This is a genomic window from Ruminococcus turbiniformis (assembly GCF_020687545.1).
GTDB lineage: Bacteria > Bacillota > Clostridia > Lachnospirales > Lachnospiraceae > Mediterraneibacter > Mediterraneibacter turbiniformis.
Genome location: NZ_JAJEQX010000042.1, coordinates 1 through 23,591, shown reverse-complemented (window position 1 = coordinate 23,591; position 23,591 = coordinate 1). Strand labels below are relative to the sequence as shown.

The 23,591-nt window shown below is 44.5% G+C and carries 37 protein-coding genes; 6 read left to right on the top strand and 31 right to left on the bottom strand.

The window, feature by feature from the left end; all coding sequences use genetic code 11:
• Positions 1 to 121: 121 nt before the first annotated feature.
• From LKD70_RS16445 to LKD70_RS16365, 17 genes are all read right to left on the bottom strand, one after another.
• Positions 122 to 343, bottom strand: a complete 222-nt coding sequence (locus LKD70_RS16445; protein ID WP_227708964.1) for a hypothetical protein — start codon at positions 341 to 343, stop codon at positions 122 to 124.
• Positions 343 to 1,227, bottom strand: coding sequence for an AAA family ATPase (locus LKD70_RS16440; protein WP_227708963.1), 885 nt, complete (start codon positions 1,225 to 1,227; stop codon positions 343 to 345). Before LKD70_RS16440 ends, LKD70_RS16445 begins: the two co-directional genes overlap by 1 nt.
• On the bottom strand, positions 1,227 to 1,655 hold the full coding sequence (locus LKD70_RS16435; RefSeq protein ID WP_227708962.1) for a hypothetical protein: 429 nt from the start codon (positions 1,653 to 1,655) through the stop codon (positions 1,227 to 1,229). Before LKD70_RS16435 ends, LKD70_RS16440 begins: the two co-directional genes overlap by 1 nt.
• A complete protein-coding gene (locus LKD70_RS16430) occupies positions 1,652 to 1,855 on the bottom strand; it encodes a hypothetical protein (protein ID WP_227708961.1) in 204 nt (67 codons plus the stop codon). The genes LKD70_RS16435 and LKD70_RS16430 overlap by 4 nt, the downstream gene beginning before the upstream one ends.
• Positions 1,852 to 2,169: a hypothetical protein gene (locus LKD70_RS16425; RefSeq protein WP_227708960.1), complete on the bottom strand. Its 318-nt coding sequence runs from the start codon at positions 2,167 to 2,169 to the stop codon at positions 1,852 to 1,854. Before LKD70_RS16425 ends, LKD70_RS16430 begins: the two co-directional genes overlap by 4 nt.
• Positions 2,169 to 2,393, bottom strand: coding sequence for a hypothetical protein (locus LKD70_RS16420; RefSeq protein WP_227708959.1), 225 nt, complete (start codon positions 2,391 to 2,393; stop codon positions 2,169 to 2,171). The genes LKD70_RS16425 and LKD70_RS16420 overlap by 1 nt, the downstream gene beginning before the upstream one ends.
• Complete coding sequence (locus LKD70_RS16415; RefSeq protein ID WP_227708958.1) at positions 2,380 to 2,541, bottom strand: hypothetical protein; 162 nt, start codon at positions 2,539 to 2,541, stop codon at positions 2,380 to 2,382. Before LKD70_RS16415 ends, LKD70_RS16420 begins: the two co-directional genes overlap by 14 nt.
• Positions 2,534 to 2,719, bottom strand: coding sequence for a Lar family restriction alleviation protein (locus tag LKD70_RS18870; RefSeq protein WP_227708957.1), 186 nt, complete (start codon positions 2,717 to 2,719; stop codon positions 2,534 to 2,536). Before LKD70_RS18870 ends, LKD70_RS16415 begins: the two co-directional genes overlap by 8 nt.
• The gene (locus tag LKD70_RS16405; RefSeq protein WP_227708956.1) at positions 2,653 to 3,045 is read right to left on the bottom strand and encodes a hypothetical protein; all 393 of its coding nucleotides are present in this window, start codon (positions 3,043 to 3,045) and stop codon (positions 2,653 to 2,655) included. The genes LKD70_RS18870 and LKD70_RS16405 overlap by 67 nt, the downstream gene beginning before the upstream one ends.
• Before the next feature lie 2 nt (positions 3,046 to 3,047).
• Positions 3,048 to 3,341, bottom strand: coding sequence for a hypothetical protein (locus LKD70_RS16400; protein ID WP_227708955.1), 294 nt, complete (start codon positions 3,339 to 3,341; stop codon positions 3,048 to 3,050).
• Between the two features lie 97 nt (positions 3,342 to 3,438).
• Entirely contained in the window at positions 3,439 to 4,101 is a 663-nt protein-coding gene (locus LKD70_RS16395) for a DNA methyltransferase (RefSeq protein WP_227708954.1), read from the bottom strand.
• Between the two features lie 54 nt (positions 4,102 to 4,155).
• Positions 4,156 to 4,386, bottom strand: a complete 231-nt coding sequence (locus LKD70_RS16390; protein WP_227708953.1) for a hypothetical protein — start codon at positions 4,384 to 4,386, stop codon at positions 4,156 to 4,158.
• Positions 4,387 to 4,436: 50 nt separating this feature from the next.
• A complete protein-coding gene (locus LKD70_RS16385) occupies positions 4,437 to 4,766 on the bottom strand; it encodes a hypothetical protein (protein ID WP_227708952.1) in 330 nt (109 codons plus the stop codon).
• 1 nt (position 4,767) lies between these two features.
• Positions 4,768 to 4,917 (bottom strand): hypothetical protein, encoded by a 150-nt coding sequence (locus tag LKD70_RS16380; RefSeq protein ID WP_227708951.1) that lies wholly within the window; start codon positions 4,915 to 4,917, stop codon positions 4,768 to 4,770.
• A gap of 1 nt (position 4,918) precedes the next feature.
• The gene (locus LKD70_RS16375) at positions 4,919 to 5,113 is read right to left on the bottom strand and encodes a hypothetical protein (RefSeq protein WP_227708950.1); all 195 of its coding nucleotides are present in this window, start codon (positions 5,111 to 5,113) and stop codon (positions 4,919 to 4,921) included.
• Positions 5,114 to 5,348: 235 nt separating this feature from the next.
• Positions 5,349 to 5,564, bottom strand: coding sequence for a hypothetical protein (locus LKD70_RS16370; RefSeq protein WP_227708949.1), 216 nt, complete (start codon positions 5,562 to 5,564; stop codon positions 5,349 to 5,351).
• Between the two features lie 163 nt (positions 5,565 to 5,727).
• Entirely contained in the window at positions 5,728 to 6,414 is a 687-nt protein-coding gene (locus LKD70_RS16365) for a hypothetical protein (RefSeq protein ID WP_227708948.1), read from the bottom strand.
• Between the two features lie 1,102 nt (positions 6,415 to 7,516).
• On the opposite strand from LKD70_RS16365, the gene mobV reads away from it, so the two are divergent.
• The gene (gene mobV, locus LKD70_RS16360) at positions 7,517 to 8,560 is read left to right on the top strand and encodes a MobV family relaxase (RefSeq protein WP_227708947.1); all 1,044 of its coding nucleotides are present in this window, start codon (positions 7,517 to 7,519) and stop codon (positions 8,558 to 8,560) included.
• A gap of 130 nt (positions 8,561 to 8,690) precedes the next feature.
• Here the strand turns inward: mobV and LKD70_RS16355 are convergent, their stop codons facing one another.
• A complete protein-coding gene (locus tag LKD70_RS16355; protein ID WP_227708946.1) occupies positions 8,691 to 9,779 on the bottom strand; it encodes a hypothetical protein in 1,089 nt (362 codons plus the stop codon).
• Between the two features lie 260 nt (positions 9,780 to 10,039).
• On the opposite strand from LKD70_RS16355, the gene LKD70_RS16350 reads away from it, so the two are divergent.
• From LKD70_RS16350 to LKD70_RS16340, 3 genes are all read left to right on the top strand, one after another.
• On the top strand, positions 10,040 to 10,948 hold the full coding sequence (locus LKD70_RS16350; protein ID WP_227708945.1) for a sigma-70 family RNA polymerase sigma factor: 909 nt from the start codon (positions 10,040 to 10,042) through the stop codon (positions 10,946 to 10,948).
• Positions 10,949 to 11,248: 300 nt separating this feature from the next.
• A complete protein-coding gene (tnpA, locus tag LKD70_RS16345) occupies positions 11,249 to 11,662 on the top strand; it encodes an IS200/IS605 family transposase (protein ID WP_227708944.1) in 414 nt (137 codons plus the stop codon).
• Between the two features lie 14 nt (positions 11,663 to 11,676).
• Positions 11,677 to 12,870, top strand: coding sequence for an RNA-guided endonuclease InsQ/TnpB family protein (locus LKD70_RS16340; protein WP_227708943.1), 1,194 nt, complete (start codon positions 11,677 to 11,679; stop codon positions 12,868 to 12,870).
• 391 nt (positions 12,871 to 13,261) lie between these two features.
• Here the strand turns inward: LKD70_RS16340 and LKD70_RS16335 are convergent, their stop codons facing one another.
• The 6 genes from LKD70_RS16335 to LKD70_RS16310 all read right to left on the bottom strand — a co-directional run bounded on the left by LKD70_RS16335 (position 13,262) and on the right by LKD70_RS16310 (position 18,516).
• Positions 13,262 to 13,567, bottom strand: coding sequence for a hypothetical protein (locus tag LKD70_RS16335; protein WP_227708942.1), 306 nt, complete (start codon positions 13,565 to 13,567; stop codon positions 13,262 to 13,264).
• A 111-nt stretch (positions 13,568 to 13,678) separates the two neighbouring features.
• Complete coding sequence (locus LKD70_RS16330; protein WP_227708941.1) at positions 13,679 to 14,134, bottom strand: RNase A-like domain-containing protein; 456 nt, start codon at positions 14,132 to 14,134, stop codon at positions 13,679 to 13,681.
• A gap of 21 nt (positions 14,135 to 14,155) precedes the next feature.
• A complete protein-coding gene (locus LKD70_RS16325; RefSeq protein WP_227708940.1) occupies positions 14,156 to 14,485 on the bottom strand; it encodes a hypothetical protein in 330 nt (109 codons plus the stop codon).
• Between the two features lie 240 nt (positions 14,486 to 14,725).
• Complete coding sequence (locus LKD70_RS16320) at positions 14,726 to 16,165, bottom strand: poly(ADP-ribose) polymerase family protein (protein ID WP_227708939.1); 1,440 nt, start codon at positions 16,163 to 16,165, stop codon at positions 14,726 to 14,728.
• Between the two features lie 664 nt (positions 16,166 to 16,829).
• A complete protein-coding gene (locus tag LKD70_RS16315; protein WP_227708938.1) occupies positions 16,830 to 17,228 on the bottom strand; it encodes a 2'-5' RNA ligase family protein in 399 nt (132 codons plus the stop codon).
• Positions 17,229 to 17,244: 16 nt separating this feature from the next.
• Complete coding sequence (locus tag LKD70_RS16310) at positions 17,245 to 18,516, bottom strand: Y-family DNA polymerase (protein WP_227708937.1); 1,272 nt, start codon at positions 18,514 to 18,516, stop codon at positions 17,245 to 17,247.
• A gap of 287 nt (positions 18,517 to 18,803) precedes the next feature.
• Here LKD70_RS16310 and LKD70_RS16305 point away from each other — a divergent pair, with 287 nt between their 5' ends.
• Both LKD70_RS16305 and LKD70_RS16300 read left to right on the top strand, forming a co-directional pair.
• Entirely contained in the window at positions 18,804 to 19,211 is a 408-nt protein-coding gene (locus LKD70_RS16305; RefSeq protein WP_227708936.1) for a helix-turn-helix domain-containing protein, read from the top strand.
• 81 nt (positions 19,212 to 19,292) lie between these two features.
• Positions 19,293 to 19,808, top strand: coding sequence for an ImmA/IrrE family metallo-endopeptidase (locus tag LKD70_RS16300; protein ID WP_227708935.1), 516 nt, complete (start codon positions 19,293 to 19,295; stop codon positions 19,806 to 19,808).
• 72 nt (positions 19,809 to 19,880) lie between these two features.
• Here the strand turns inward: LKD70_RS16300 and LKD70_RS16295 are convergent, their stop codons facing one another.
• The 7 genes from LKD70_RS16295 to LKD70_RS16265 all read right to left on the bottom strand — a co-directional run bounded on the left by LKD70_RS16295 (position 19,881) and on the right by LKD70_RS16265 (position 23,444).
• Positions 19,881 to 20,120: a hypothetical protein gene (locus LKD70_RS16295; protein ID WP_227708934.1), complete on the bottom strand. Its 240-nt coding sequence runs from the start codon at positions 20,118 to 20,120 to the stop codon at positions 19,881 to 19,883.
• Positions 20,121 to 20,228: 108 nt separating this feature from the next.
• Positions 20,229 to 20,573 (bottom strand): hypothetical protein, encoded by a 345-nt coding sequence (locus tag LKD70_RS16290; RefSeq protein WP_227708933.1) that lies wholly within the window; start codon positions 20,571 to 20,573, stop codon positions 20,229 to 20,231.
• Positions 20,574 to 20,577: 4 nt separating this feature from the next.
• Positions 20,578 to 22,215 carry a DNA cytosine methyltransferase gene (locus LKD70_RS16285; protein WP_227708932.1) on the bottom strand — a complete coding sequence of 546 codons (1,638 nt, stop codon included), beginning with the start codon at positions 22,213 to 22,215 and terminating at the stop codon, positions 20,578 to 20,580.
• The gene (locus tag LKD70_RS16280; protein ID WP_227708931.1) at positions 22,212 to 22,688 is read right to left on the bottom strand and encodes a hypothetical protein; all 477 of its coding nucleotides are present in this window, start codon (positions 22,686 to 22,688) and stop codon (positions 22,212 to 22,214) included. The genes LKD70_RS16285 and LKD70_RS16280 overlap by 4 nt, the downstream gene beginning before the upstream one ends.
• 117 nt (positions 22,689 to 22,805) lie before the next feature.
• Entirely contained in the window at positions 22,806 to 23,078 is a 273-nt protein-coding gene (locus LKD70_RS16275; protein WP_227708930.1) for a DUF4177 domain-containing protein, read from the bottom strand.
• On the bottom strand, positions 23,065 to 23,217 hold the full coding sequence (locus LKD70_RS16270) for a hypothetical protein (protein ID WP_227708929.1): 153 nt from the start codon (positions 23,215 to 23,217) through the stop codon (positions 23,065 to 23,067). The genes LKD70_RS16275 and LKD70_RS16270 overlap by 14 nt, the downstream gene beginning before the upstream one ends.
• On the bottom strand, positions 23,208 to 23,444 hold the full coding sequence (locus LKD70_RS16265) for a hypothetical protein (protein ID WP_227708928.1): 237 nt from the start codon (positions 23,442 to 23,444) through the stop codon (positions 23,208 to 23,210). Before LKD70_RS16265 ends, LKD70_RS16270 begins: the two co-directional genes overlap by 10 nt.
• Between the last annotated feature and the right edge of the window lie 147 nt (positions 23,445 to 23,591).

Sequence of the window (23,591 nt, the reverse complement as noted above, 5' to 3'; positions counted from 1 at the left end):
TTGCGGGTTCTCAGGGCAGCGCCCTGAGCCTTCGGAGAACTTTTCGATGTCAATATCTGCAATTTTCAAGGTTCTGCTGAGCCTGATTTTTTCGGCTCAGTTTTTCATAGATCACTTGACACTACCTTTCGTCTGTTTTTCCGGTGAACTCGCAGAGGGTTTCTGGGTCAACCTCAACAATATCAAAATCTTCAATCATTCCATTATGAACATCAAATATATATCCAATGTATGCCAGTCCTTCTTGTCTTTCGCTGGTAACGAGATTTCCCTCAACCCACCATTCCTCTTTCGGCAGTTCGCGCCAGTTCTTCCTCTTTGCACGGAACAATATTTCTCTCATCACTCATCCTCCACATACCTTTCGACTAATGCCTCAACCAGTTCATTCATCAGTCCAGCTTGCGTGTTATCTCTCTCGCAAAATCCAACAAGCCACTCATCCTCATAATCAAAATCCACATCGGCCAGAAACTTACTTGCCATTTCGTAACGTTCCTGTTCATTCAGCTTTTTTACTTCATGCTTTGTTGTAAATCTCCGAAGCAATGCTTCATCTATAATGTCCAGCCTGTTTGTTGCACCCAATAGAACCACATCACTTGTGAGCGTGTCCAAATTCTGCATAAGACTGATAACAATTCGCGACATTTCTCCAACTTCTTTACTATCACGCCTCCGCATACCGATAGCGTCTATCTCGTCAATCATAAAGACACACTTCTGTTGTTTCACATGGTCAAATACTTTTGAGATGTTTTTTTGCGTACTTCCAAGATAACTGTCTACCACCCTACTGAAATTCAAGTATGCAAATGGGACGCCCATTTTGTAGGCAACATAACGTCCGAATGTTGTCTTCCCTGTCCCACTTTCTCCGTAAAGGATTGTAGAATTTATATAATTTACGCCTATTTCAGCAAGTCTCTGTGAAGCCTTATACAATTTCAAAATTTTTCCAACTATTTCATTTTCACGATTACTAAGATAATATCGGTTCTCATTGAACGATACCGACACATCTTCCATAATTAGAAGATTCTTCAAATCTGCAGGAAGCTCCATGAGGTTCATTGCCGAATTATTCAACATTGTCAAATATCGGTTTACAAACATCCTGTTCTTTTGTGTTTTATCCTGTTCCAGAATAATTTTCACGATTTTCTTAGCACTCTGCAAATCGTTCCGGCATACAGCCTCGATTAATCTTCGGTCTAAATCATTCATCAATCATCCTCCCCAAACCACTTCTCAATCTCAGCCAGAATCCGATCGTTCACATCTGCCGGAAGTCCGAGAGGTTTCCACCGGTCAACACATTCCCATACAGCATAGCAAGCAGCATCATCTGGTGCTATTTCATACTCAAAATAATCAACACAATTTTCAATATCAAGGAAACAAAAATCGTTATTCATGTCCTCTCTATATTGAAATATTTTTGGCATCTTACTTCCTTGATTAAGAATCACCACACACAACTGCTTGTCCTGCGGTCTGATTTCCCATTCTCCTGAAAACCATCTGTCATCCGGGATTTCGATTTGTACTTTGCTCATTCCTATCCCCTCTTTTTTCATAATTTCTTGCAATGCATTACTTAATTCTTTTATGCAATTCTCGCAGAGCGTGAACGATTTACTCCAATCAATCATTCAATCCCACCCTTTATAGAATTTGAAACAAACGTATTTAAGTCACCGTTAATACACATTTGAGACGAATCACAAACGCCACCATTTTCATCTACATCGCCTAAATGAATTTGAATATTTGTTTCACTAACATGTTTATACTCTGGACATCCAAAGCAAACACTATCCTTGTCCAATAAAAATCTAGGTTCTGTATTCATTTAACCTCGCCTTTCTCTTCAACAAACACTTTCCTCCCTATCGCCGACACTGGAAATGTAAAATACTTTTCTCTTTCAAAATATCCTTCTTCATCGCCTGTCTCTGGATCAAACCATTGTTCAAGCCAATATGCTCTCACTGACAGTTTCATATATCGTGTGTTACTATTTTTCCTAAGTGAAATGACTCTGGCAGGAAGATATTCCGTATTCAGGTATCTATCCAAATCAAGTTTGTCCATTGGAAGAGAAGTAATTTTAACATTCACAATATCTCCAACACTGACCGGAAATTCTATTGTACAAGCAGACATCACTCAATCCCGCCTTTCTCTACAATCTCAACCGCTCTATTTCCTGCCTCATCATCTATAATGCATCCTTCTGTCTTTAATTCCTCGATCACCTTTTCTTTGTCAAAGGCTGTCGGTTGCCTGTCGATCAATCCTTGAGCTGCATCTCTCATATCTTTCGCGAACTCTGAATTCCCGCCAAATACTTGGTTAAAATTTATCGCATCAGCATCAATCAGTCTCATTCTCATCCACCTCAAAATCTGACCGGATATATCCAGCCCATCCATATTCAGGCCCGCAGTTTTCGCATACCTTCTGACCGTCCTGATTATCACAGTTTCGACATTCCGGCTCTTCATCGTCTGCGGTGTATTGGATTATTCTACTCATTGTCTGCCCTCCTGTTCCATGCCTCCGCCGCTTGTTGTTCACTCAATTCATTCTGTGTTTCTGCTCCACATTCTGCACATTTTACCCAAAACACAACGCCAACTGCACCAATTATCCTTGCTTCTCCACCGCTTCTCGGCACTCTTCTACGGTTCCGATTTTTTGATATTTGAGCCATTCGTCTATAATCTTTGCCAACTCATTTCTTTCCGCTTTTTCAACTATGGACGCCAGTTCCCTACATTCTTCCACTGTTCCAATGGCTTCATAGTCACTGATAATCTGATATGCAATTTTGAGGTTTTCTTTCTGGTTCTTCACCTGTTCCACAGTTCCGATTTCCCGGTACTGCTGAACTTCTTTGAGGGCGGAAATAGCAACTCTGGCTACCTCTCTGCAAGCAATCCCGCTCTCAAGGTATACTGGACACTCTTCGCAAACTTCCTGCTCTGCTTGTACACCAAAACAGTGTATCGCTATTTTAATCGCTTCTTCTGGTGTCATTTCTACCCCTCCACATACACTCCGTTTACAACCCGGTACGCTTTGATTTTCTTGCCCTTGCATTGTGTATCAACTGTCCTGTTCCACCACTTTACGAACATTCCTTTCGGGTCTTTGTACTGACGGTCAAATTCATCCCCATTCCGTTCAGCCCATGTTTTTACGCAATCCTCACAGTAGAAAGCGTCTCCAACCGCCCGACAACCACTGAAATACATTCCATCCGGCACCCCGGGAATGGGGCTCGTTATTTCTACTTTTCCACAGTTGCTGCATTGGATCCGAATTTTTGTCATATGAAAATCTCCTCTCTTTTTCTCATTTCTATTCTCTCACAAATGGAAATGCCTTGTTTTTTTGCAGAGAACATTATGTGGTGGTAGTTATTGTTTCTCAGCTTCTTGGTACTCCGAAATCAAAAATACTCATCTGGCTTTTTGCTTCTGTCAGCCTTTTGTTTGCTTTCCTATACATATTTTCGTCTATTTCAAACCCGACATAGCAAAGCCCGGCTTCATGGTATGCGATCAGGCTGCTCGCGCTCCCCACATGGGTATCAAGCACCTTCCAGTCAGGTTTTATATATTCACGTACAATCCATCTGTAAAGGTCGATCGGCTTTTGGGTCGGATGGATCCGATACTCATTAGCTTTCTTATTTCCCCTTTGGACCCAGCCCTCATCGATGCTTTTCCCCTGCATCATGCCATCCCACATGTAACGGAATATTTTGACGGTATTGTGGAGGGAACAATAGGCAATTTCCGCGTCTGAAAAAGAGGTGTTGCTCCTGCATTTATCCCAGATGATCCGCCCTGGACCGAAATGGTAGTCGAAATAATTACAGCCCCAAATGATCTGGTTTTTCGATACCCTCATTAATTCACGGAAATATTCTTCCCCGGGTACCTCCCAGTTGCTGATCACATCATAGTTGCGGCGTTTTACCAATTCTTTGCTTTCTGCTCTCCCATAATACCGGCGCTTGTTTGGGCCAGTGAAATAAGGGGGATCAACTACGGCAATATCAAAATATTGGTCAGGGAATTCTTTCATCCCAGTCATGCAGTCAAGATTGTAGAAGGCAAAGTCCATATTTGTTCGTCCCCCTCATTCATCAGGCATTTGATAAACAGGGGATTTTTCTACATAAGCATTAAGAATGTCTAAAAGTACTTCCCGGCATCTTCTGTTATCTGTATACTTGCCAAGTACTGCAGTTGTTAAATTACCTGTATCGCAGCATAGACTTGCCTTTGCACACAAACTGCTGTCAATATAAATTTGTCCGGCCTGTTCGAAATTAACGATCGTTTCTTTGTCCTGACTAAGTATCAACATGTTGTTATCCTCCTCTGTCTTCTTTATAAATCTATCTTTGTGCTATTATCTTAATGGCTGTCCGGCTGATAGGGAGCCGGCACATTATACGGCTGCCATGCAGACACATCATTTGTCTCCACGAGCCCCTCAGAGCAAATAAATCCTTCCTTCATCGCAGCTCCGAAATGTTTAGTAAACATTCCCTTTCTGACATTCTCTGGTTTAGTAGTTATCCAAGCTTCCTGCCCTTCACTCGGAAGAATATCGCTTACGGGGATCCAATTGTCATCTTCCTTGACAAGTTTGATTGTATCGCTGCCGCATTTCATAAGCACTTTTTCTGACAACTTGATTGCTTCAACATCTTCTTCGCTTACACTAATTTCAAATACCTTCATGTCAGGTCTCCTCCATTTCTCCGCACACATGCCAGTCTTTTCCGTCATCTGGTATTTCAATTTCTACCGTCCGGAAGGCATGGGAATATGTCTCATAACTTGTCTGCACATATGCTTCTAAGACTACCTTCTTTTTCCTCGTTCCCTGCATGTCATTCCTCCTCTCCCGTCAGCTCCTTAATTCTTGAATATGCCACCGCAGCCAACCTATCCACGGCAAAATTCAACTGGCACACAATCTCCTCGATATCATCTGATACAGAGATCCTGTTTACGTTTCCCTGCAACATATCAAACACCTGCCGCTTCTCTTCGATCGTAAACGGTTTCGCTAATAACTTTGCCACAGTCATTTCTCCCCTTTTTTGTGACGATTTTAATAAATTCTAATATTTACTGTTACTTCCACCCAACTTTGCACAAGCCCCTGATTACCTCCTCATCCGGCTCCCTGGCGTTCAATCTCCGCAAGCAGTCCGGGAAAACGCAGTGGAAGCAGTCAGGCCACAAGCATCCTTCAGGGATTTGGACTCCTGCACGCTCCCGCTCGCATCTTATCCGCAACTCCTCTCCTTCTACCAACTATGCCACCTCCAAAAACAATTCCTTAAAAATATTGTGTGTTTCTTGCCCCAATATCTTCACTTTTCCTGTGTCAGCATAAGAATTATAATAAATATGGTAAGATGTTGATTTTTGAGGGCGGCCTGCCCGCCTAAAATTAAAGGGAAATATGAATACACTCAAGCCGACCTGTTTAATGTCTGTTGCCATTTCAAATATAAATCCTCTAGCCATCTTTTTTCCTCCTTTTTTCAAAGTATCGAAGTAAATATGAACTAAAGGGTGTCCCTTAATTTGCGTCATTTTTACAGTGAAAGGTTTGAGCTTTCTGCTATATTCTCCCCCACCCCGAAAAAACGCGCCGCATATTTCCTATACGACGCGTTTCCTGTATGCCTTAAAGTCTTTGCTGAACTGATTTCACCAGTTCCAGAGTTTCCTTTGCCATGGAATGATGTTGCTGTTTGAGCCATTCGGCCATCTGCGCCAGCTCAGCCTCAGTAAAGTCTTCTAATTCCCGGTGGAAGCTATCCGGTAATGTAACCTGCTGAAGGAGCTCGTCTCCAGGGATCACCCGCTGCGTTAGATATGCCATAACCTTTCCATAAGATGGCTCATTATACGGAAAGTTATGGATCCTCACATATTCTTCCTGGCTTGGATCCCACACCCACATCGTAGGCAATGCGATAACGCCTTTAGGTACTTCTAACTTGCAGTATTCCTTTGCCATGTCGATGAAATCATCATAAAAAAACTGTTTCGCCAAATAACCTCTTTTGTCGTAAGTTCTGACTCTAAATTTTCTACCTCTGTTTTCATCTGCATGGTTTTTCAGGTAATCAACGCGGTTCCAGATTTTGGCTGTTGATCTCCTGTCTGCGCCATCTAACTCTACGATGAGCTTATAGTCGGACGCCTGCTCAACCCGGTTGATCAACATGGCCCGTAAGTTATGATATCCTCCGTCATTGTAAGCTCCCTGGAATCTTCGGAGCCTCATGTGAAGCAGTCTGTGGGCGATCGTGATCTTCCTTTCCTCATTGGCAATGTTATACTGTCCCTCCAGCTTTTCTTTTATCATGGCAGTTCCTCCTTTTTTGAATTCGATTAAAAAATGAGAAATTCCAGAAAAGAAAATTAGATATTTTTGAACCGCTTTGTACCATCCGTATATTTATATCCGGCTATATATGGATATTTGATAGAGATATTTCCTTATATATTCGGCCCCACCCGGACATTCCTCGCGTACAGGCGGCAGGCCCATTCCCATATACAATATGTCAGCGGCAGCAGGCCACCCATCATACATCAATAACCGCACAAGCGGCAGCAGCCCATTCACATGGCCATTTTGCGCCTCCATGATCCTCTCACCCTGCGCACTGTCAGGAAAATGTGTAACCATATATATACGGTTCTGTATCACATTAGTATCCATATATACACGGTTCTGTATCTCACCGAAAACCACATATAGTTGGTTCGATTTGTGCATCTCCGTATCCATGTATAGACGGTTCCCATCTATCTTACAGGCCCATACACAGACAGCTACAGCCGCTTGTTTAACCATCTTTATTTGGTTCTTTATTGCGCAATCATGATCCATATATATACGGTTCTTTTTCCCGATTTCAGGATCCATATATACACGGTTCTACATTCCTCTTTCTAATCCATCTATACTTGGTTCCTTCCTAACTTATATAGCCCACCTGTATTCGATTCCACTTGTGTGCGTGACAATAAGCCCGACGCCTTTCTGCCCTTAGCCAGCCGCTTGCTAAAGATTTTCATTCTTACAATGCTTATTCTCTACGCTCCCCTCCTTATTTCCGGTCTTTCCCACATTTCCACGCAAAGCCTCCTTGCATTTCAGCCATGGCACACACTTCCAGCCAATCCGGCATTCCGCAGCCCCGTCCTATGCCCATTCCTATCTGACAACAATACTGCCTCACACATAATTGGTTTGGATCATCCTTCCGTTCCCATTTCTTTTCCGTTATTTTGCAGGCAACAGGTTACATAATTTCACCCCTCTTTTTCCTTTTGTTTCCTCTTTTTGCAGACGGGGGTAATTTCTTGTATTTTCGCTTCCCGTATAACTTATTACGGGAACTTCATTTTGAAATTGTTTTTTTGTCTTTTTTGTCATATTTTTGCAGGAGGTGAGGAAATTGGGATACTGTTTTGTCACAACAGAGAAGATCCATGATTTAGGAACGCTCAGTTCCAAAGATAACCACAATAACAGAAAAGTCAGTGTCGATAATGCCGACCCGTCAAAAGCGGACCTGAATAAAGTGCTGTACGGGAATCAGGTACCATTCGCTGATTTTTACAGGGATCGCATCGCCCAGCTACCCTATTATGCAAACCACAGGGTGCGCAAAGGGCAGGTCCTCGCATATGAAGTTGTAATGACATTTTCCAGGGAGGACAGGGAGCACATTGACCTGGATGCGTGGCAGAAAAAGAATGTAGAATGGCTGAAGAAAGAGTTTAACAAGGCTGGCGACGGGAAGAACAATATCGCAAGTGTTGTATACCATGCTGACGAGCCGGGAAATGTACACTGCCATGCGATCGTCGTCCCAATAGACGAACAAGGGCATTTAAATGCCAGTGCCTATACAAATGGGGCAAGGAAGATGACAGAGTTGCAGAATTCGTATGCTGAAGATATGGCCGAATTTGCCTTGAAAAGAGGGCTGAAGGGATCTTCCGCAAGGCACCGGGACATCAAAAAGTTTTACGCGGATCTCAACCGTGCGATGAAAGTCCCCGAAGCCCTGCCCGGGGAATCCGCTTTCGCGTACCGTGAAAGGGTATATGAGGATATCCAGACACTCCAGGCATCGGCAAAAAAGAAACGGGATACGGAATACACCCAATTTCAAAGGAGGATGGACCAGGAAAGGATCTCACAGAGGAATGCAATTTCCGAAGAATGGAAAAACGCGAAACGGGATATGGACCAGCTTGTTCAGAAAACACAGAAGCAGGTCCTGGACTTGGAACAAAAAAAAGAACAGCTCGGGGAATTGGTGAAAACACTTGAAAACTTATCCGGTAAGGATTATCCTGAAATCTTACATGACCTGCAAGCCACGCTCAGGCTTCAGGAGTCTATTAAGGCCATGAGGGAAACGGATCCTGATAAAGCAGCTGAGCTTTCCGCCCTTCTCGAAGACTCCCCACAGAAGGAAATGGATCGGTGATTAAGGCGCTTTTTTGAAAACAAAAGAAATTTCCTGCGGATCCGGATCCGCAGGAAAACCTGAAAAAGAAAGGGATTTATGATACTTTGCACGATGCTTGTCAGTTTACCGTGTCAGACAGGAAGCCAGATCATTCAGGGACACCGCCCGGATAAACCCATCCTATCCAGCCTACATGGCCCTGACAGTTTGCAGTCTGCCAGGAACACCATTGCTCAAGGGTTTCAATTTCATACACATCATTCTGGCTTGCTACCTGTCCATTTCCAATGTAGATACCGACATGCCCGTATTGTGCCCCGTCAGCTCCCACCCCACTGCCACAGACAATCGCCCCTGGCGGGATATTGCTCATACTTGTACTCCCCGTGCTGCTGTACTGATTCCACATATCAATTGCATTTCCCCACGGAATAGTGGATGCGCCCGCTGCCTGGTACACTCTTGTAACCCATTCTGCACACATGCCGCTGGTCCCGGATACGCCATGGCTGGAGGCAATATCAACAATCCGCTGCATTTCCTCTGTAACCGTCCCATTATAGGATCCAGTGACTCCCACCGTCGTATAGAGATCACTCACTTTTTTGGCAAAGAACGGATCCTTCTCTACACCGGAATCAATATATTCCTGATGGTGAGCATCGTACCAGCTCTGCGAGCTTTCCTGTGTATATTCCTGGTTCTCCCTGGTATACTGCGTCCCATACATTATCCCTTGGATCACAGACTGAAGCGCACCGTTATTCGTATAGGGGGACACTTCTCCATAAGCATCAAAATATGCGCTCTCCGCCGCGAACAACCTTTGGGCAACGTACCGTATGGAATCCTCCTGGTTCGTTTCACGTTCCGGATTAAACCATCGGTTGATCTGGTACGGATCTGAATAATCGCTTGGATTTCCAATTACATCCAAAATCGCAAGCATTAATTCTACATAATCTTTGCTGTCATAGACTCCGCCATCCATGGATTCCAACACCTCAATAACAAGTGTCTCATAATTCCGTGCTGCAGCAGAAACATCCGCATGGATTTCCCCAGATACGCGGCCAAACATCAGCCGATTCCCTAATTTGGTCCACTCCGTGACAACATAAACATCCCATGCATTTCTCTTCGTTTCCTCATCCCATCTTTCAAAGCCATCTGCGGCATGAACCACATTGCCGGACAGTATCACGCTCAGTAATAAGATGATGGCAGTTCTTTTCAATTGGCATCACTCCTCGTTCTTCCCTGTCCTGTTCCCGACAGGATGATATATTTATGGCTCCATATAATATGGGAACTTCCGATCGTTGAGCAAAATGCCTGATATAAGTATTCCGAAAGAGCAATCATCCCAAAAAGCAAACATATGTTTGTTTATTTTTCACAAAATTTACAAAAAAGAGAACATATGTTTGTTTTTTGAGAGATTCAGTATTATAATTGTTCTGTAAGCAGGAAACAGTCAACGGGAGGGTCTGGCGCATGGAAGAAAACAGGAAGGAAAACAATACAAAGAAACTTACAAAGGAACAGGTCATGTTCCGTGATCTGCTGAATGTTCTACGGGTTCTGGAGAAACAGGATCCGCCTGATATGGAACGAATTAATATGATAAAGATGCATTTATGGAACAGCATCAGCAGGTTTGCGGTAAAGGAAATCAATCGGATGATGGGAAAATTTTCATCCCGGGAGGAACGGGAAGACGTGAAGCAGGATCTTGCCCTTATCTTTTTCGAGAAACTTCCGGAATATAATCCGGAGGAATCAACACCGACCACCTATTACGTGAGGTATTTTAGGGAGAAGATTGCAAAATATATCCGGGATTATAAGGTAAACTTGAAACAATATGATGCAAATAATATGCGTAGAATCAACACAGCTGTCAGCGAATTCAAGACTATGGGCATTCCTTACAGCATTGACATGATCGCTGCCAGGACGGGGCTGTCAGAGAAGGTAATCAAGGCGACTGTCGTATATGCTACAAATGCGAAGCTCGCAAATGTGGATGAAGCATATACGCTCCACTCCCACGCCCTTACTCCGGAGGAGGAAGCCGAACGCGCGGAAGCAGAAAACATTTTGTATGAAGCGCTGGCAAAAGAAGTTACCCCGGAAGAACTGACCCTGATCCAACTGCGTATCAATTACGCCGGGAAGAAGGAACTCCCATATGATAAAATCTCTGACCTGACCGGGATCCCAATCCGGGAAGTAAAAGCCACTTTAAATTCCGCATTCTGTAAGCTTAGCCAATGTAAAAGTCTGCGCAGCCGCTTTGGAAACTACAATCCCTACAAAAAAGCGATCACAGATGTGGCTGTCCAGGATAAAGGGGCTGAAACAATGCAGGACCAGCTTTGCACTTTTCTCACAGCACTCTGACTGCACTTTTCCGCTGGTAGGTTTGTGAACTACCACAGACCGTAAAGGTCAGTGGATTCTGCTAAATGGTTCACCAGACTCAGTTTCCAGAAATGGGTACTACGATAGACGGGTCATGACACCTCCGGTTGACGCAACAGACCGCTGCCCTGTCGGATATGTTTAAGAAATTCGGGCGAGAATTCTCGGTTACTTGTATCCGAGATGAAAGCCCGTTTTTTGTATCAACATCTACCATATGTAACATATATTTCTTGGATTTATAGTGTATACAGATACAAAATATGCTATACTATCTGTATGGAGAATAAATATACCCACGCAAGAACATGCGTATATAACATCAATTACCATATTGTATGGTGTGTCAAATACCGTAGAAAAGTGCTTACTCCAACGATCAGCAGCAGGCTGCAGGAGCTGACACATGCCATCGCCGCCGATAAAGGGTTTACTGTCGTGAAGTGTAAAGTCGGTGACAATGACCATGTGCATTGTTTTGTGTCAGCCCCGCCAAAGCTTTCGGTTACACAGATCGTAAAGTACCTGAAAGGGATCAGCGGCAACACGCTCCTAAAAGAGTATCCGGAGATCAGGGAATCCCTGTGGAAAGGGCAGCTTTGGAATGGGTCCTATTTTTGTGAGACAATCGGCTCAACGTCGGAAGAAAACATTATGCGGTATATTGAACGCCAAAAAAACTGCCAATTATAAAGGGGATGTTCCATATGCCAAAAAGGTTTCCCGGACAAAGGGGAAAAGAGAAAGCAGACGCCGTAGAACAGGTGGCATACCGGTTTGAAGGATTTCCTGACACGGAACAGGAATGCCTGCTGCGGCAGTACATTGGGGCCGCACGGTTCCTGTGGAACCGGATGCTGGACGACTGGAAATCAAGCTATGAAGAAAAAGGGCAGTCTGACCCGATCAAAACGCCAGCCGAATACAAGAAAGAACCCGGCCTCAAGTGGCTTCGGGACATGGATTCTTTATGCCTTTGCAATGTGCAGATGAGGTTCATCAGTGCTGTAAATGATTTCCTTTCGGGTAAGAAAGGATATCCGCAGTTCAAGAAAAAACATGTATGCAGGGATTCCTATACGACAAACCTTTCAAATGCAAAAAAGGAGAACCTTTATCTGGAAGGCTGCATGCTGAAACTCCCAAAAGTGAAAGAACCGGTTAAGCTCCGTGTCCACCGGAAGATCAGAGCCGGCGGGCTGCTAAAAAGCTGCACCGTTACGCACGAGCCAAACGGGAAATGGTACTTTTCCCTGGTGTTTGAGTACCCCAAAAAATCGGTTGGGAAAAAGGCGGCACACAAGACAGAAGTACAACTTCAGGCAATCGGGCTCGATATGTCCCTGCCCGAACTGTATGCTGACTCCAACGGGGACATCCCATCCTACCCGAAGCCTTACCGGAATATCGAGAAACGGATTGCCCGGGAACAGAGACGCCTTTCGCGCATGAAAAAGGATTCCAATAATTCTCAGAAGCGGTTGGTGAAGATCGCAAAGCTGCATGCGAAAGCCAAGCATCAGCGGGCGGATTTTTTACACAAACTGTCCTATCGTCTGGTAACGGACTACGACCTGGTCTGCATCGAGGATCTGGATCTATCGGCAATCAAGAAAGCCCTGTCATTCGGGAAATCCGTCAGCGATAATGGCTGGGGAATGTTTACGGATATGCTGGATTATAAAGCCGGTTGGTATGGATGCGTCATTATCCGTATTGATAAATGGTTCCCATCCAGTAAGAAGTGCAGTGTATGCGGCCATGTATACAAGGAGCTGAAACTCTCTGACCGCCAATATATCTGCCCGGAATGTGGAAACGTAATGGGGCGTGATCATCAGGCAGCCATCAATATTCGGAATGAAGGAATGCGGGTTTATTTAGATTCCCTATCCGCATAGATAAAAAAGCCTCATATCGGCAAAAAACCGGTGGGACACCGGGGTTAGCCTGTTGAACTACGGGGTGCGTGGTTACAGTCACGCCATAATATGTCACCCGGTCAAGCAGGAATAAAAGAAGATACCTTCGCTGGCTCTGCCAGCGAAGGTATTGGAAGCTCGGTTACTTGTATCCGAGTAGTTCACAAGAGTATTCCCTATCCGCATAGATAAAAAAGCCTCATATCGGCAAAAAACCGGTGGGACACCGGAGTTAGCCTGTTGAACTACGGGGTGCGTGGTTACAGTCACGCCATAATATGTCACCCGGTCAAGCAGGAATAAAAGAAGATACCTTCGCTGGCTCCGCCAGCGAAGGTATTGGAAGCTCGGTTACTTGTATCCGAGTAGTTCACATTAGCCCAGCCGCCCGACAGGCATCCTGGTCCTTTTGTAATACATGGAATCCCCTTTTCCCGTAGAACGCCTGGAGGCGTTCCAGCTTTTCTTTATTTTCCAGTGTCCTTTTGGAGTAAACCGGGACCTTGGCGACCGTAGTCTGCCGCTGTTCTTCGCATGCAGCATCTTCGGCCAGCTCGTCAAGATTGACAGTATCCGGCAGGTCGAATGTACCGTCATCTGCCAGCGAATACGCGATATTGTCCCGCTTTAATACATGAATTAAAAATTCCTGCTTCCCATGTGAGTTGTATAACATTTCTTTTCTCCTCCGATCTTTTTATAATTCTGTTGTTCCCATTATAGCACAATCGCTCTTCATTGTTTTTTGAGGACGAAAAAGCTGCGCATAAAGCACAGCTTTTCCTGGTCAGAGAATCGGATAACATGAACGGATTCGGAAAAGCCCTGGGTTTCCGTCCCCTGATTTTGACAGGGCAATCACGAATTCGCTGCAATTTTTTGCCCCTTTTTTCCAGTTATGTTTCCCATTATACAGGAAAATTTTCCCCTGGATCGGATAATCTTTGATGTTTCCGTATACGCTCCAGTCATCCTGGTCCGTATCGTCAGCCATCCATTCTGCAATTTCCTCTGCATTTTTCCTGAGTACATCTTTCACGGCACCCACAATGTCGGATTCATTGCCAATAAAAGAGGAAACGTTCTCCTTCTTCCTGGCGCAGCGTCGCATCATATCTGCATCACTTTTATTGATGTGCCGGTCAAAAAGATGCCCGAAGCATCCAGAGTCAGCAAATCCGTCTTCAATATATGCAGGAATCCTTTTTACCATATCCGTTCGTTTCATCTCATAAGATGTCATGTTTACACCCTCCATATTCTATTAAATCAGTCTTTCCCTTATGCATTTACACGCATCATCGCGTAATACATGGAAGCATCGCTTTCCGTTCAGCCGAAACATACGGTCACGTTTCTTTTTGTCCTTGAGAGTCCGGTAGGAATATACCGGAATTTCGCTTTCTGTTTCCTTCCGCTGCTTCTCACATTTGGCATCTTCGAGCAATTCTGAAAACCTCCGGTTGCTGATTCCAGGGATCATAAGGGAAACCGTGTCATCAGTGCCGGTCCTTGCTGAGTAGTCAAGCGAATCGCGGATCATGACATCCCTGATGTAAGGCCACATGACATTCGATACTCTTTTTACCTTCAATTTTTGTTCCTCCTTTTTTCCTAAATACAAATCGAAAGTGGAAAAAAAGAAAAAAGATCATTCCCATCGGCGGATCCGGATCCGGGGATGCAGCTCCAGCCAATCACGGGACAAAAGATACATTCTTAGGTTGCAAACGGGCTTCAGGGCCACAGGAAAGCCCAGGCTTTGGATCGAAGACGGTACAAAAACGCGCCTGACCACAATCAGACGCATTTTTTGATATTCTCATCTTTGCAATTAATGGAACTCAACAATATAGTTCAGGACAACTGCATCCTCATCATAAAAAACAATCTCGTCTGCCCGAAGGGAAGCACCTTTATGCGCATGCAGACAGTTCTTGCCCTTCCTTTTTACCATAGCTTCATAATCTGTCACTTCCCATGACTGAATATCTTCCGGCTCGCCATAAGCGACTGCGTACAAACCCATATAGCCAGTATTGCTCCTGCCCCTCGCCCATGTTGTCCCATGGAAAGATGTATAATTCCATGACTTGTCCGGGGATGGGGCAAAGTAAATGCCATTGCCAAACATTTTTCCGGTGATAATCGCATCCGGGTTCAGCTTTAAAGAATTAACTATAATGCTGAGCCAGTTCTGGTTCCTGGATCCATGCCAGTATTGTTTCACTTTTTTAATCTGGTTTTTTTTAAGGTATGCCTGGAACTTTTTCTCCTGTTCGCGAGGAATCACGCGGTATATTTTACTAACTTTATGGCGCAGCGTATTGCTTAAATGGTTCATGACCTCTTGTTCCTGTTCCGGTGTTGCTTCGTAAACCTCAATTCCCATCTTCAGGAAAGCGTTATCCTGCTCTGTATCTTCCGCACAGTCCGCATCAGACAGGACACCTTCCATAGCCTGGATCAGGTCATCTTCACGTTGGATGATATCGGCGAATTGGGATTTATCGTCTGCCATGATGGACCTTACGCCTGTTCCGTCCCCGGTTTTCACCGGACGCTGCAATACGGAGATCAATTCCAGCAAAGAACCATTGAACTCATCAAGAGTTTGCGCATTACGCATATTCCCGAGCAGCCGCTTTGCCTCGTCCAGGATTGCCGGCGTTACCGGAACTTTTACCTTTGCCTCTTTAACAGCATGCTCAGCAAGCTCCTTTAGTTTTGCGAAAAGCACGGAAGCAGCATTCCTATTATTTCTTGCTGCCGGTTTCGCTCTCTTGCAGTCTTTCCTTTGAGCTTTTTCTTCTCCTGTCAGGTAAATATCGGATCGGTCAACATATCCTTTGGAAAGTTTTTCGTAGTACTTTACCCAAAACATGGACAGCGGATAATCAAACGACCTGGCCCCGAATAGTTTCCCCTTTTCTGTCCCCATACGGCCATAGGTCGCACGGACACCGCCATTTTTCGGATCAAGCCGGTAAAACTTATATGCATTTGTTTGCGGATTCACGCAAGTCAGGAAAACAGAATGTACCTGTTCCTGATATTCTTCAGGCATCGTATTGCAAAGTTCAGTGATGAACCTTGTACCGGACCGTTCAGATATCTGATAATCAACCATATGAAACGGATTTCCAGCCTCCTGAACCTTTACACTCGTAGGCGAAGAAATATCTTCATGGGATAACATTTCTGCTACTTCCTTATAAAGATGTCCCACGTCAATACACCTTTTTTGTGTCCCATTGTCATAAATGATTTGCATCTTTAATTCCTCCTTTTTTCGATTTCAGACAAAAATTGAGGAAAAAGAGGGATTTCGATTCTTAGCACAAAAAAGCTAAGCATATGCTGCTTAGCCGAATATTTTATTTCCCGCCGGAAACGGGAACGGCGGGTATATTTTAAGGATCTTATGAAAAAAGGAAGAACCCCGTTTCTATAATATGTCAATGTGCTCCGCCTGGCCATTTGATGAGCCAGCTGCGGGCAATTGCTTGCAGGGAAAATTTCACTAATGGGGGGCTGATCATTTTCCTGCATTTATAATATGGGTAAGCTCACATCCCCATGAATTGTGAGCTGGATCCACGGATTCCTACTGAAACGGATCCGGATCCGCGAGAGATATGATCAACAGCAATCACCTGTTTACGTGAACTACTCGGATACAAGTAACCGAGAATTCTCGCCCGAATTTCTTAAAAAGGAGGCTGCCGCATCAAAAAGCATTTGAATAGTGCGACAGCCCCTTTTTGGTTCCCAGTGAGACATCCAGACAATATGTCAGGAAGAATCGTGAAAATTATGTGGTTCGTTGTCGAAAAAACTTGAATTGCTTTAACCTTCGGTATATAATTCAATGTATAAATCAGGGACTCGGAACATAAACAGGTTCTTTGCATAAGTCGGACTAACAGGTGGTGCTGTTAGTCCAATTTTTTGTCTGTAAATACAATATTTGAAATGTCAGAAAGCTTAATATCTCTATCGTTTACTTGGATGAAGGCCTCAGTAATACTCTGGACTTTCCCTTCCGTTGTTTTATATTGGCCTTCATCCGGCCAATATGGATTTGCGGAAAAGTATTCAACTGCAATCGCCATCCCCTCCCTTAGTGCGCGATATATTCTGTCCAATTCTTCCCTCTTGTCATCAGGCAGTATTTTTCTTCCCCGGTATATTACCTCTTTTTCCTGTATTTTGCTTTCGAAGCCCTTCAAAGCGGCAAAAGGGGCGAACTGCTTCGCGCGGCGCTCAACCGCCATTGGATATCTGTTTGATCTCGGCCTGGGCAGGTACAGGATCTTCTGATATGCTTCTTTCATAACTGTCACTCTCCCATTAAGCACGATGCCCGCCGATCTGGTTATTCCGCTCAATATAAGTCGAGCACTTCAGCAGGTTGCTGCCCCGCATAATTGCATTTTTCCCATAACGATGCTTCACTTCCAAGATTGCCTTTTGCAGGCTCTTTTCCTTTTCTGTTTCATTTGGATCTGCAAAAAGGTTATATTGCGTATAGCTCTCCGGGACAATACTATTTGCACAGATCTCTATCCTCCGGATCCCCGTATGCCTGTCAGTGATCGTCCAATACAGGCATTCGACAGCCCGGATGATCCGCTTGGAACTGCTTGTCGCATCATCAAATTTCACAGTCCCCTTTGATGGCGGAACACCGTATTTGTAGTCGTAGGCAATCCATAATGTCACAGAGTCAGAGGCAACCCCCTTCTCAACCATATCCAGCACCAGGACATCTGTCATTTCTTTTGCTACAACAAGAGCCTCTTCAAACCGGTAGTTTCTCATTAGCACCTGCCCATTCGTCAGGCTATGCCCTTGGGGCCGGTAATTCTTAATATCACTCATCCTGCAGGTTTCACATCCCCAGGCATGGTCTATTAATAGTTCTGCGTCGATCCCGAACAATTTATAAAGTAAATTTTCCGATGACATCGAAGCAAGTGCAATGTCTCCCATTGTATGGATCCCATAACCGGCCAGTTTCTTTTCTGTCCTGGAACCGATCATCCAGAAGTCGCTGAGGGGTTGATGATCCCATAACTTTTCACGATAAGAGATCTCATCCAGGATCCCAATATGATCATCCACATGCTTTGCTACGATATCCATTGCCACCTTCGCAAGATACAAATTAGTCCCAATCCCAGCTGTCGCCGTTATTCCGGTTTCTTCCATCACAGCCCGCATCAGTTCCACGGCCAGTTCCCTTGGGTTCATAGCGTAGAGATGCAGGTATTCTGTTACATCCAGAAAGCACTCATCCACACTGTAGACATGAATGTCATCTTTTGAAACATATTTCAGGTAGATGCCGTATATACGCGCCGAGTAATCCAGGTACAGCTGCATCCGTGGCATAGCTGTAATATACTTTACACCTTCCGGGATTTCGTGGATCCGACAGCGGTTTTTGATCCCCAGCTTTTTCATCGCCGGAGTAATGGCAAGGCATATGGTTGATTTTGACCGTGTAGGATCTGCTACTACCAGGTTGGTTTTAAAAGGATCCAGCCCTCTCTCAGCACATTCCACAGAAGCATAAAAGGATTTCAGATCAATACAAATATAATATCTCTGGGTAGCCATATATCATCCTCTCCTTCTCTTAACGGCGTATTTTCTGGATAACAACCATTTTTCGAAGCCAAACAATTCCCACATATTCAAAAAAGCGGAAATTTTTGTCTGCTTTCATTGACAAAACAGGCAACATCAGTTATCCTATAGGAAAGTTATGCGTCTTTTTGGTTGATTATAGGCAATTAATTTCCTGTTGTCAAGAGGCAAGATCAGGAAAAGGCAGGCTGTTTCCTCCTCTTCCCTTTGGGCAGATATGTAGGATAACGATACAGTTCAGAAATGGGGTATTTGTGATGACGTTCGGTGAAAAAATCAAAAATTTAAGAAAAAAGAAAAAAATGAGCCAGTCCCAGCTGGCAGATATTCTCGGTGTGTCCCTGCGGACCATCCGGGGGTGGGAAATCGAGGGGCGGTACCCAAAACAGCGCGGCCAGTATCAGAAATTAGCCAATACGTTGGAGTGTGACATGGCCTATTTGATGACAGATACGGAGTCCTTTGTAACCGATGTTTCAGAACAGTATGGATCCCGAGGGGTAAAACAGGCGCAGCAGATCCTGGAGCAGGCGGCGGCCATGTTCGCCGGCGGAGACCTGTCAGATGAGGACAAAGCGGCATTTATGGACGAGATACAGCTGCTCTATCTGGACTCGAAAAGAAGGGCGAAAAAGTTCACGCCGAAAAAGTATTTACAGGAATAGGATTCAGCAATTTAAGCTGTGCTTTTTATAGGACACCTAAACCTGCACGCTATGAATAGAAATTTTGTGGGAGTGACCGCTATGACAATTGATACGATACATAATACGACGGAAAAACTGGCCAGACGGTTCCAAACCAGAGATCCGATTGAAATATTAGAAGGGCTCCATGTGATCCTGGGGGAATCATCACGTTACAAAAGGCTGAAAGGCTATTGTTTCTTGAGCTGTCAGACAATTTATGTCATGTTCAACAGCGCCCTTTCCGAATACGAGAAAAGGATTGTTGCTGCCCATGAACTGGGACATATTACCCTTCACAGATCACAACTCAGGATTGCCCCTATGTCTGACTCGCAGTTATACAACATGGTAGACAAGACGGAATATCAGGCCAATCTTTTTGCTGCTGATCTGCTAATATCAGACCAGGCAGTTGAGGGATTATCCCAAAACCCGGATCTTGACTATTTTGATTTCTGCAGTACCTTATATGTACCGCCGGAATTGATGAGTTTTAAGCTTTACAGCCTGATCCAAAGGGGTCACCAATACAACATGCCCTTAGGAATTGACAGCTCATTTTTGGCAAATTAAATACTGATAATTATATTCCGTTTTTTCGAAGATTCTGCAATGCTATTTGCCGTCCTGTCAAAAGGCAGGGCGTCACTTTTTTGTGGAATTTCCTGAATATTTTTCTTTGAGTGTATTGATACATGCAAGTATAAAGGAGTCAGCGGCTTCCATCGTCTGGATCGCTTCATCTTTATCTGAGGACTGCATAATTTTGTATTGCTTTCCTCTGTAATTAACTATGACAATCCATTTTTTCTTGCCTTCGTCCCATGTTACCCCTTTCACTCCAGATTCGAAATGCTCTCCTGTCGCATAGCGCTCTTTTGACATTTTTCGTTTCCTCTCCTTTGCTTTTTTCGCATTTCTTTGTTACTCGTTTCATGATAGCACTCGCCTGTGAACATGTCAAAAGCGCCATTAATAATGGCGCTTTCATCATTAAGCAAAATATTTTGTAGGACAGCCGGCATCTTTCATCTCACTTGGGATGACCTCATCAGGATAAGCAGATATTTCCGTCCCATCCTCAAAGCGGATCTGCCACATAGGCAGGCATTCTAAATCCGCGCCTCGGTTGTTTCCGTCGTAAATCGGTGTCCGGCCTATTACAGAAAATGCTTTTCCATGATATTGTTTAAAGTCTCCTCCATTGCTCCAAAACTTTTTATTGAAGCCTTCTTTTTCATAGAGCCGGTAGCAATCTCCTACAAATGCTTTTTCTCTTTCCTCTGGCATTTCATCTCTGCATTCCGGGTATTTCTTCCGCATGTCTTCCCAGTTCATCTGCCTATGCAAACATCAACTGGCCATCTGCTTCAGCGCTTACCTGCATTGCAGGCTGCCGCTCTCCCACTTTCAGATATGGGCAGTTTGCCAGCACAAGCTGCTCGGCCATGATAGGCACCACACTGTTCCCGATCCGGGCGACCTGTTTGGAAACAGGATATTTCCTCCAGCGGTAATCTCGGTCGATAATATAATCTCTCGGGAATCCCTGCCCCAGTTTCAGTTCTTCGGCCGTAAGCATCCTCAGATAGATATCAAGGAGTGCATATTCATTTCCAAGGATCGTAATCAGGGCGAACCGGTCTTTTGTAACGATCGTATGCAACGGATCCTTTACACTCTGGCCGGTACCGCATCCATAATACTCCATGATGAAATTGCTCACCCAAGTACATTTCTGTGCTATTTCTTCATCAACGCCTGCTTTTACGAGTTCGTTCCACTCGACAGCGAGTACAGATACAAGCCCAAAATGTCCAGGGCTGGTTGTTATCGTATGGATCGGTTCCGTCAGTTTCTGGCCACACCCAGACTTGTAAAATTTTGTCAGGAATGCAGACACAAGGGCATATCGGTTGCTGGTATCAATTGTCTGGATCGGAACTGTCACCTGCTGCCCTCTTACCCCATTTTGCGATGTTTCCGAATGATATTGGATCATGATCGGGGTAATAAGACGGTTGTGGTCTACTGTTGTGAGGGTATGGATTGGTTCTGCTATGCTGCTCCCCGCCCCGGCGTAGTTACCTCCGTAGGCTTTGTCAATATATGGAGCCAGAACCGGGGACACGATTCCATATCCATGCTTCTGCGTGATAGTAGGCAGTGGAGTATGGATACTCTGTCCTCTGAAGTTGTCTCCTCCATGATTAACCTGCACTAAAAACGGTTCCGGGTTATTGAATACAAATTTTTCAAGTCCCCGTGCGATCCGGTTCATTGTTTTCTCAGCAAGTGGCTTTTTCCGTCCGAAAATAGATTTCCCTAAATCTGAGAAATCAAGGTATTTCCAGATCGGTTCCCACGGCTTCAGTCCATCACGGCCATCTTTGCTATGCGTAGGCTTCGGCCATACAATATCAAGCCCATCGCGCCGGAAGATTGCGTACCACCGCTTTCGCGTTGTCGGAGCTCCATAGTCTGCTGCAACAAGTTCTCGGGATTCACTGATATAACCAAGGGATTTCATTGCTGTCATAAATTTTCGGTAATCTTCCCCTTTCCGTTCCGGGATTGGAAACCCATTGGCATCCAGCGGCCCCCACTGTTGGATTTCCTCCACATTTTCCATGATGATTACTTCTGGAAGGATTGCTTTTGCGTGTTTGTATACAGCCCATGGAAGGATCCTTAATCCATGCTCACGCGGCTTCCCACCCTTTGCCTTAGAGTGGCTGGTGCAGTCCGGGCTCATCCAGGCAAGCGCCACCGGCCGGTTTTTCACGTATTTTTGGAGATTTACCTTGAAGATATCCTCTGTCAGATGCAACGTTTCTGGATGATTCGTTTGGTGCATCAGGATCGCGTCCGGGTCATGGTTAATTGCGATATCGACCGGGCGTCCAAGTGCCATTTCAATGCCGACAGATGCACCGCCGCCTCCAGCAAAACCATCAATAATGAGAGGGTGCTGTTTCATATTGCCACCCCCTTTGTTCCAATAACCGCGAGTTCCTCCAGCCATGATGAGTTCGGTCTTCCGTAACTGTAGTGTTTTTTGTCAACATACGAATCAAGCGCTTCAAACATATCCCGTTCGAGATGTGCAATCCAGTTGTCAGAATCCCAGTCAACCTTAGGCGTGTACTCAAGGTAACCATCACTCACCCATTCTTCATGGATGTTTTTTACGCAGACAAAATAGTCGATCACCGGAGTCATGTCATCTTTTGTGTCATCTCCTTCCGTAACCTGCGCTTTGGAGAAGATATTCACCTCAATATCAACATATCCGATTTCCATAACAGCAGCCCCAATCATCTGACTGCAAGTATCCCTGCCAAACCCTTCCAACTGTTTTCTGCGGATTTGGTCAATAATACCATCCATGCCGTTCAGCTGAAAACTGTAATCGGCACGCCTTTTTGCTTCCTCTAATGTCATTTTGCTCATATGTGCTTCCTCCTTTTTTTGAATTCAGCATTAATATGATGAATAGGTTGGTCTTAAATTTGGAAGGTATTTAAGCGTGAAAAAAGGACCATTTCTGGCCCTTTTCCCATAGAGTGATTACTCTTCTCTTTCCATAATCAGAAGGTAACTGGCAAGATGAGGATTCTCACCCGTCCGCCGCGCATGTGCAGCGTCTTTTGACATATCAATCGTGCCTACATACCTCCAGCCGTCTTCAACCATAAGTAATATCGCATTTACCATATCTGTAGCTGTATCAAAGCGGAAGGTTTTCTGAACAGTTTTCCGGCATGCCTTTTCGACAAGCTTATTAATGTTTGCTGCAAGCTGCTGCCCGGATACCGTGTCCCAAAAGCTATTTCCGTACATCCATCTCCCTCATTTCTTTCGATTTTTTGAGTTCTTCTACTACACGTTGTTCTGGAACCCTGGAGACGAAATTGTCCACAAGATCAAAACTCACATGAACAATTATCATATCGTAATCCCCTGCACTTCTTAGTTCCACTTTACAAGTATCCTTTCATCTTCGTCCTGTACACAGTAATCCAAATCACGTTCAGACGGCTCCATTGTTTCGATCTTTTCGATCATTGCCTCCATGATCCAATCAGGGAGCTGCTGTGTTAATGTTATCCTTTCCAACTCTTTGGCAGTCACATTGAAACTTGATCGGATAGCGGCTGTCTGCTCCATGGTTACAACGATTTCTGTTTTCATGTCCTTTGTTTTCATTTTTCGTTCCTTTCTGACTAATCCTGAATTATTCACGGCAATGTAATCACTCATGAATGAATCGAAGAAATTGCCGCAGTAGTTACAATAACCACATTTGCTCTTTCTGCCTATCGGTAAAGACTTAAAAAAGGGCAGACTTCACCT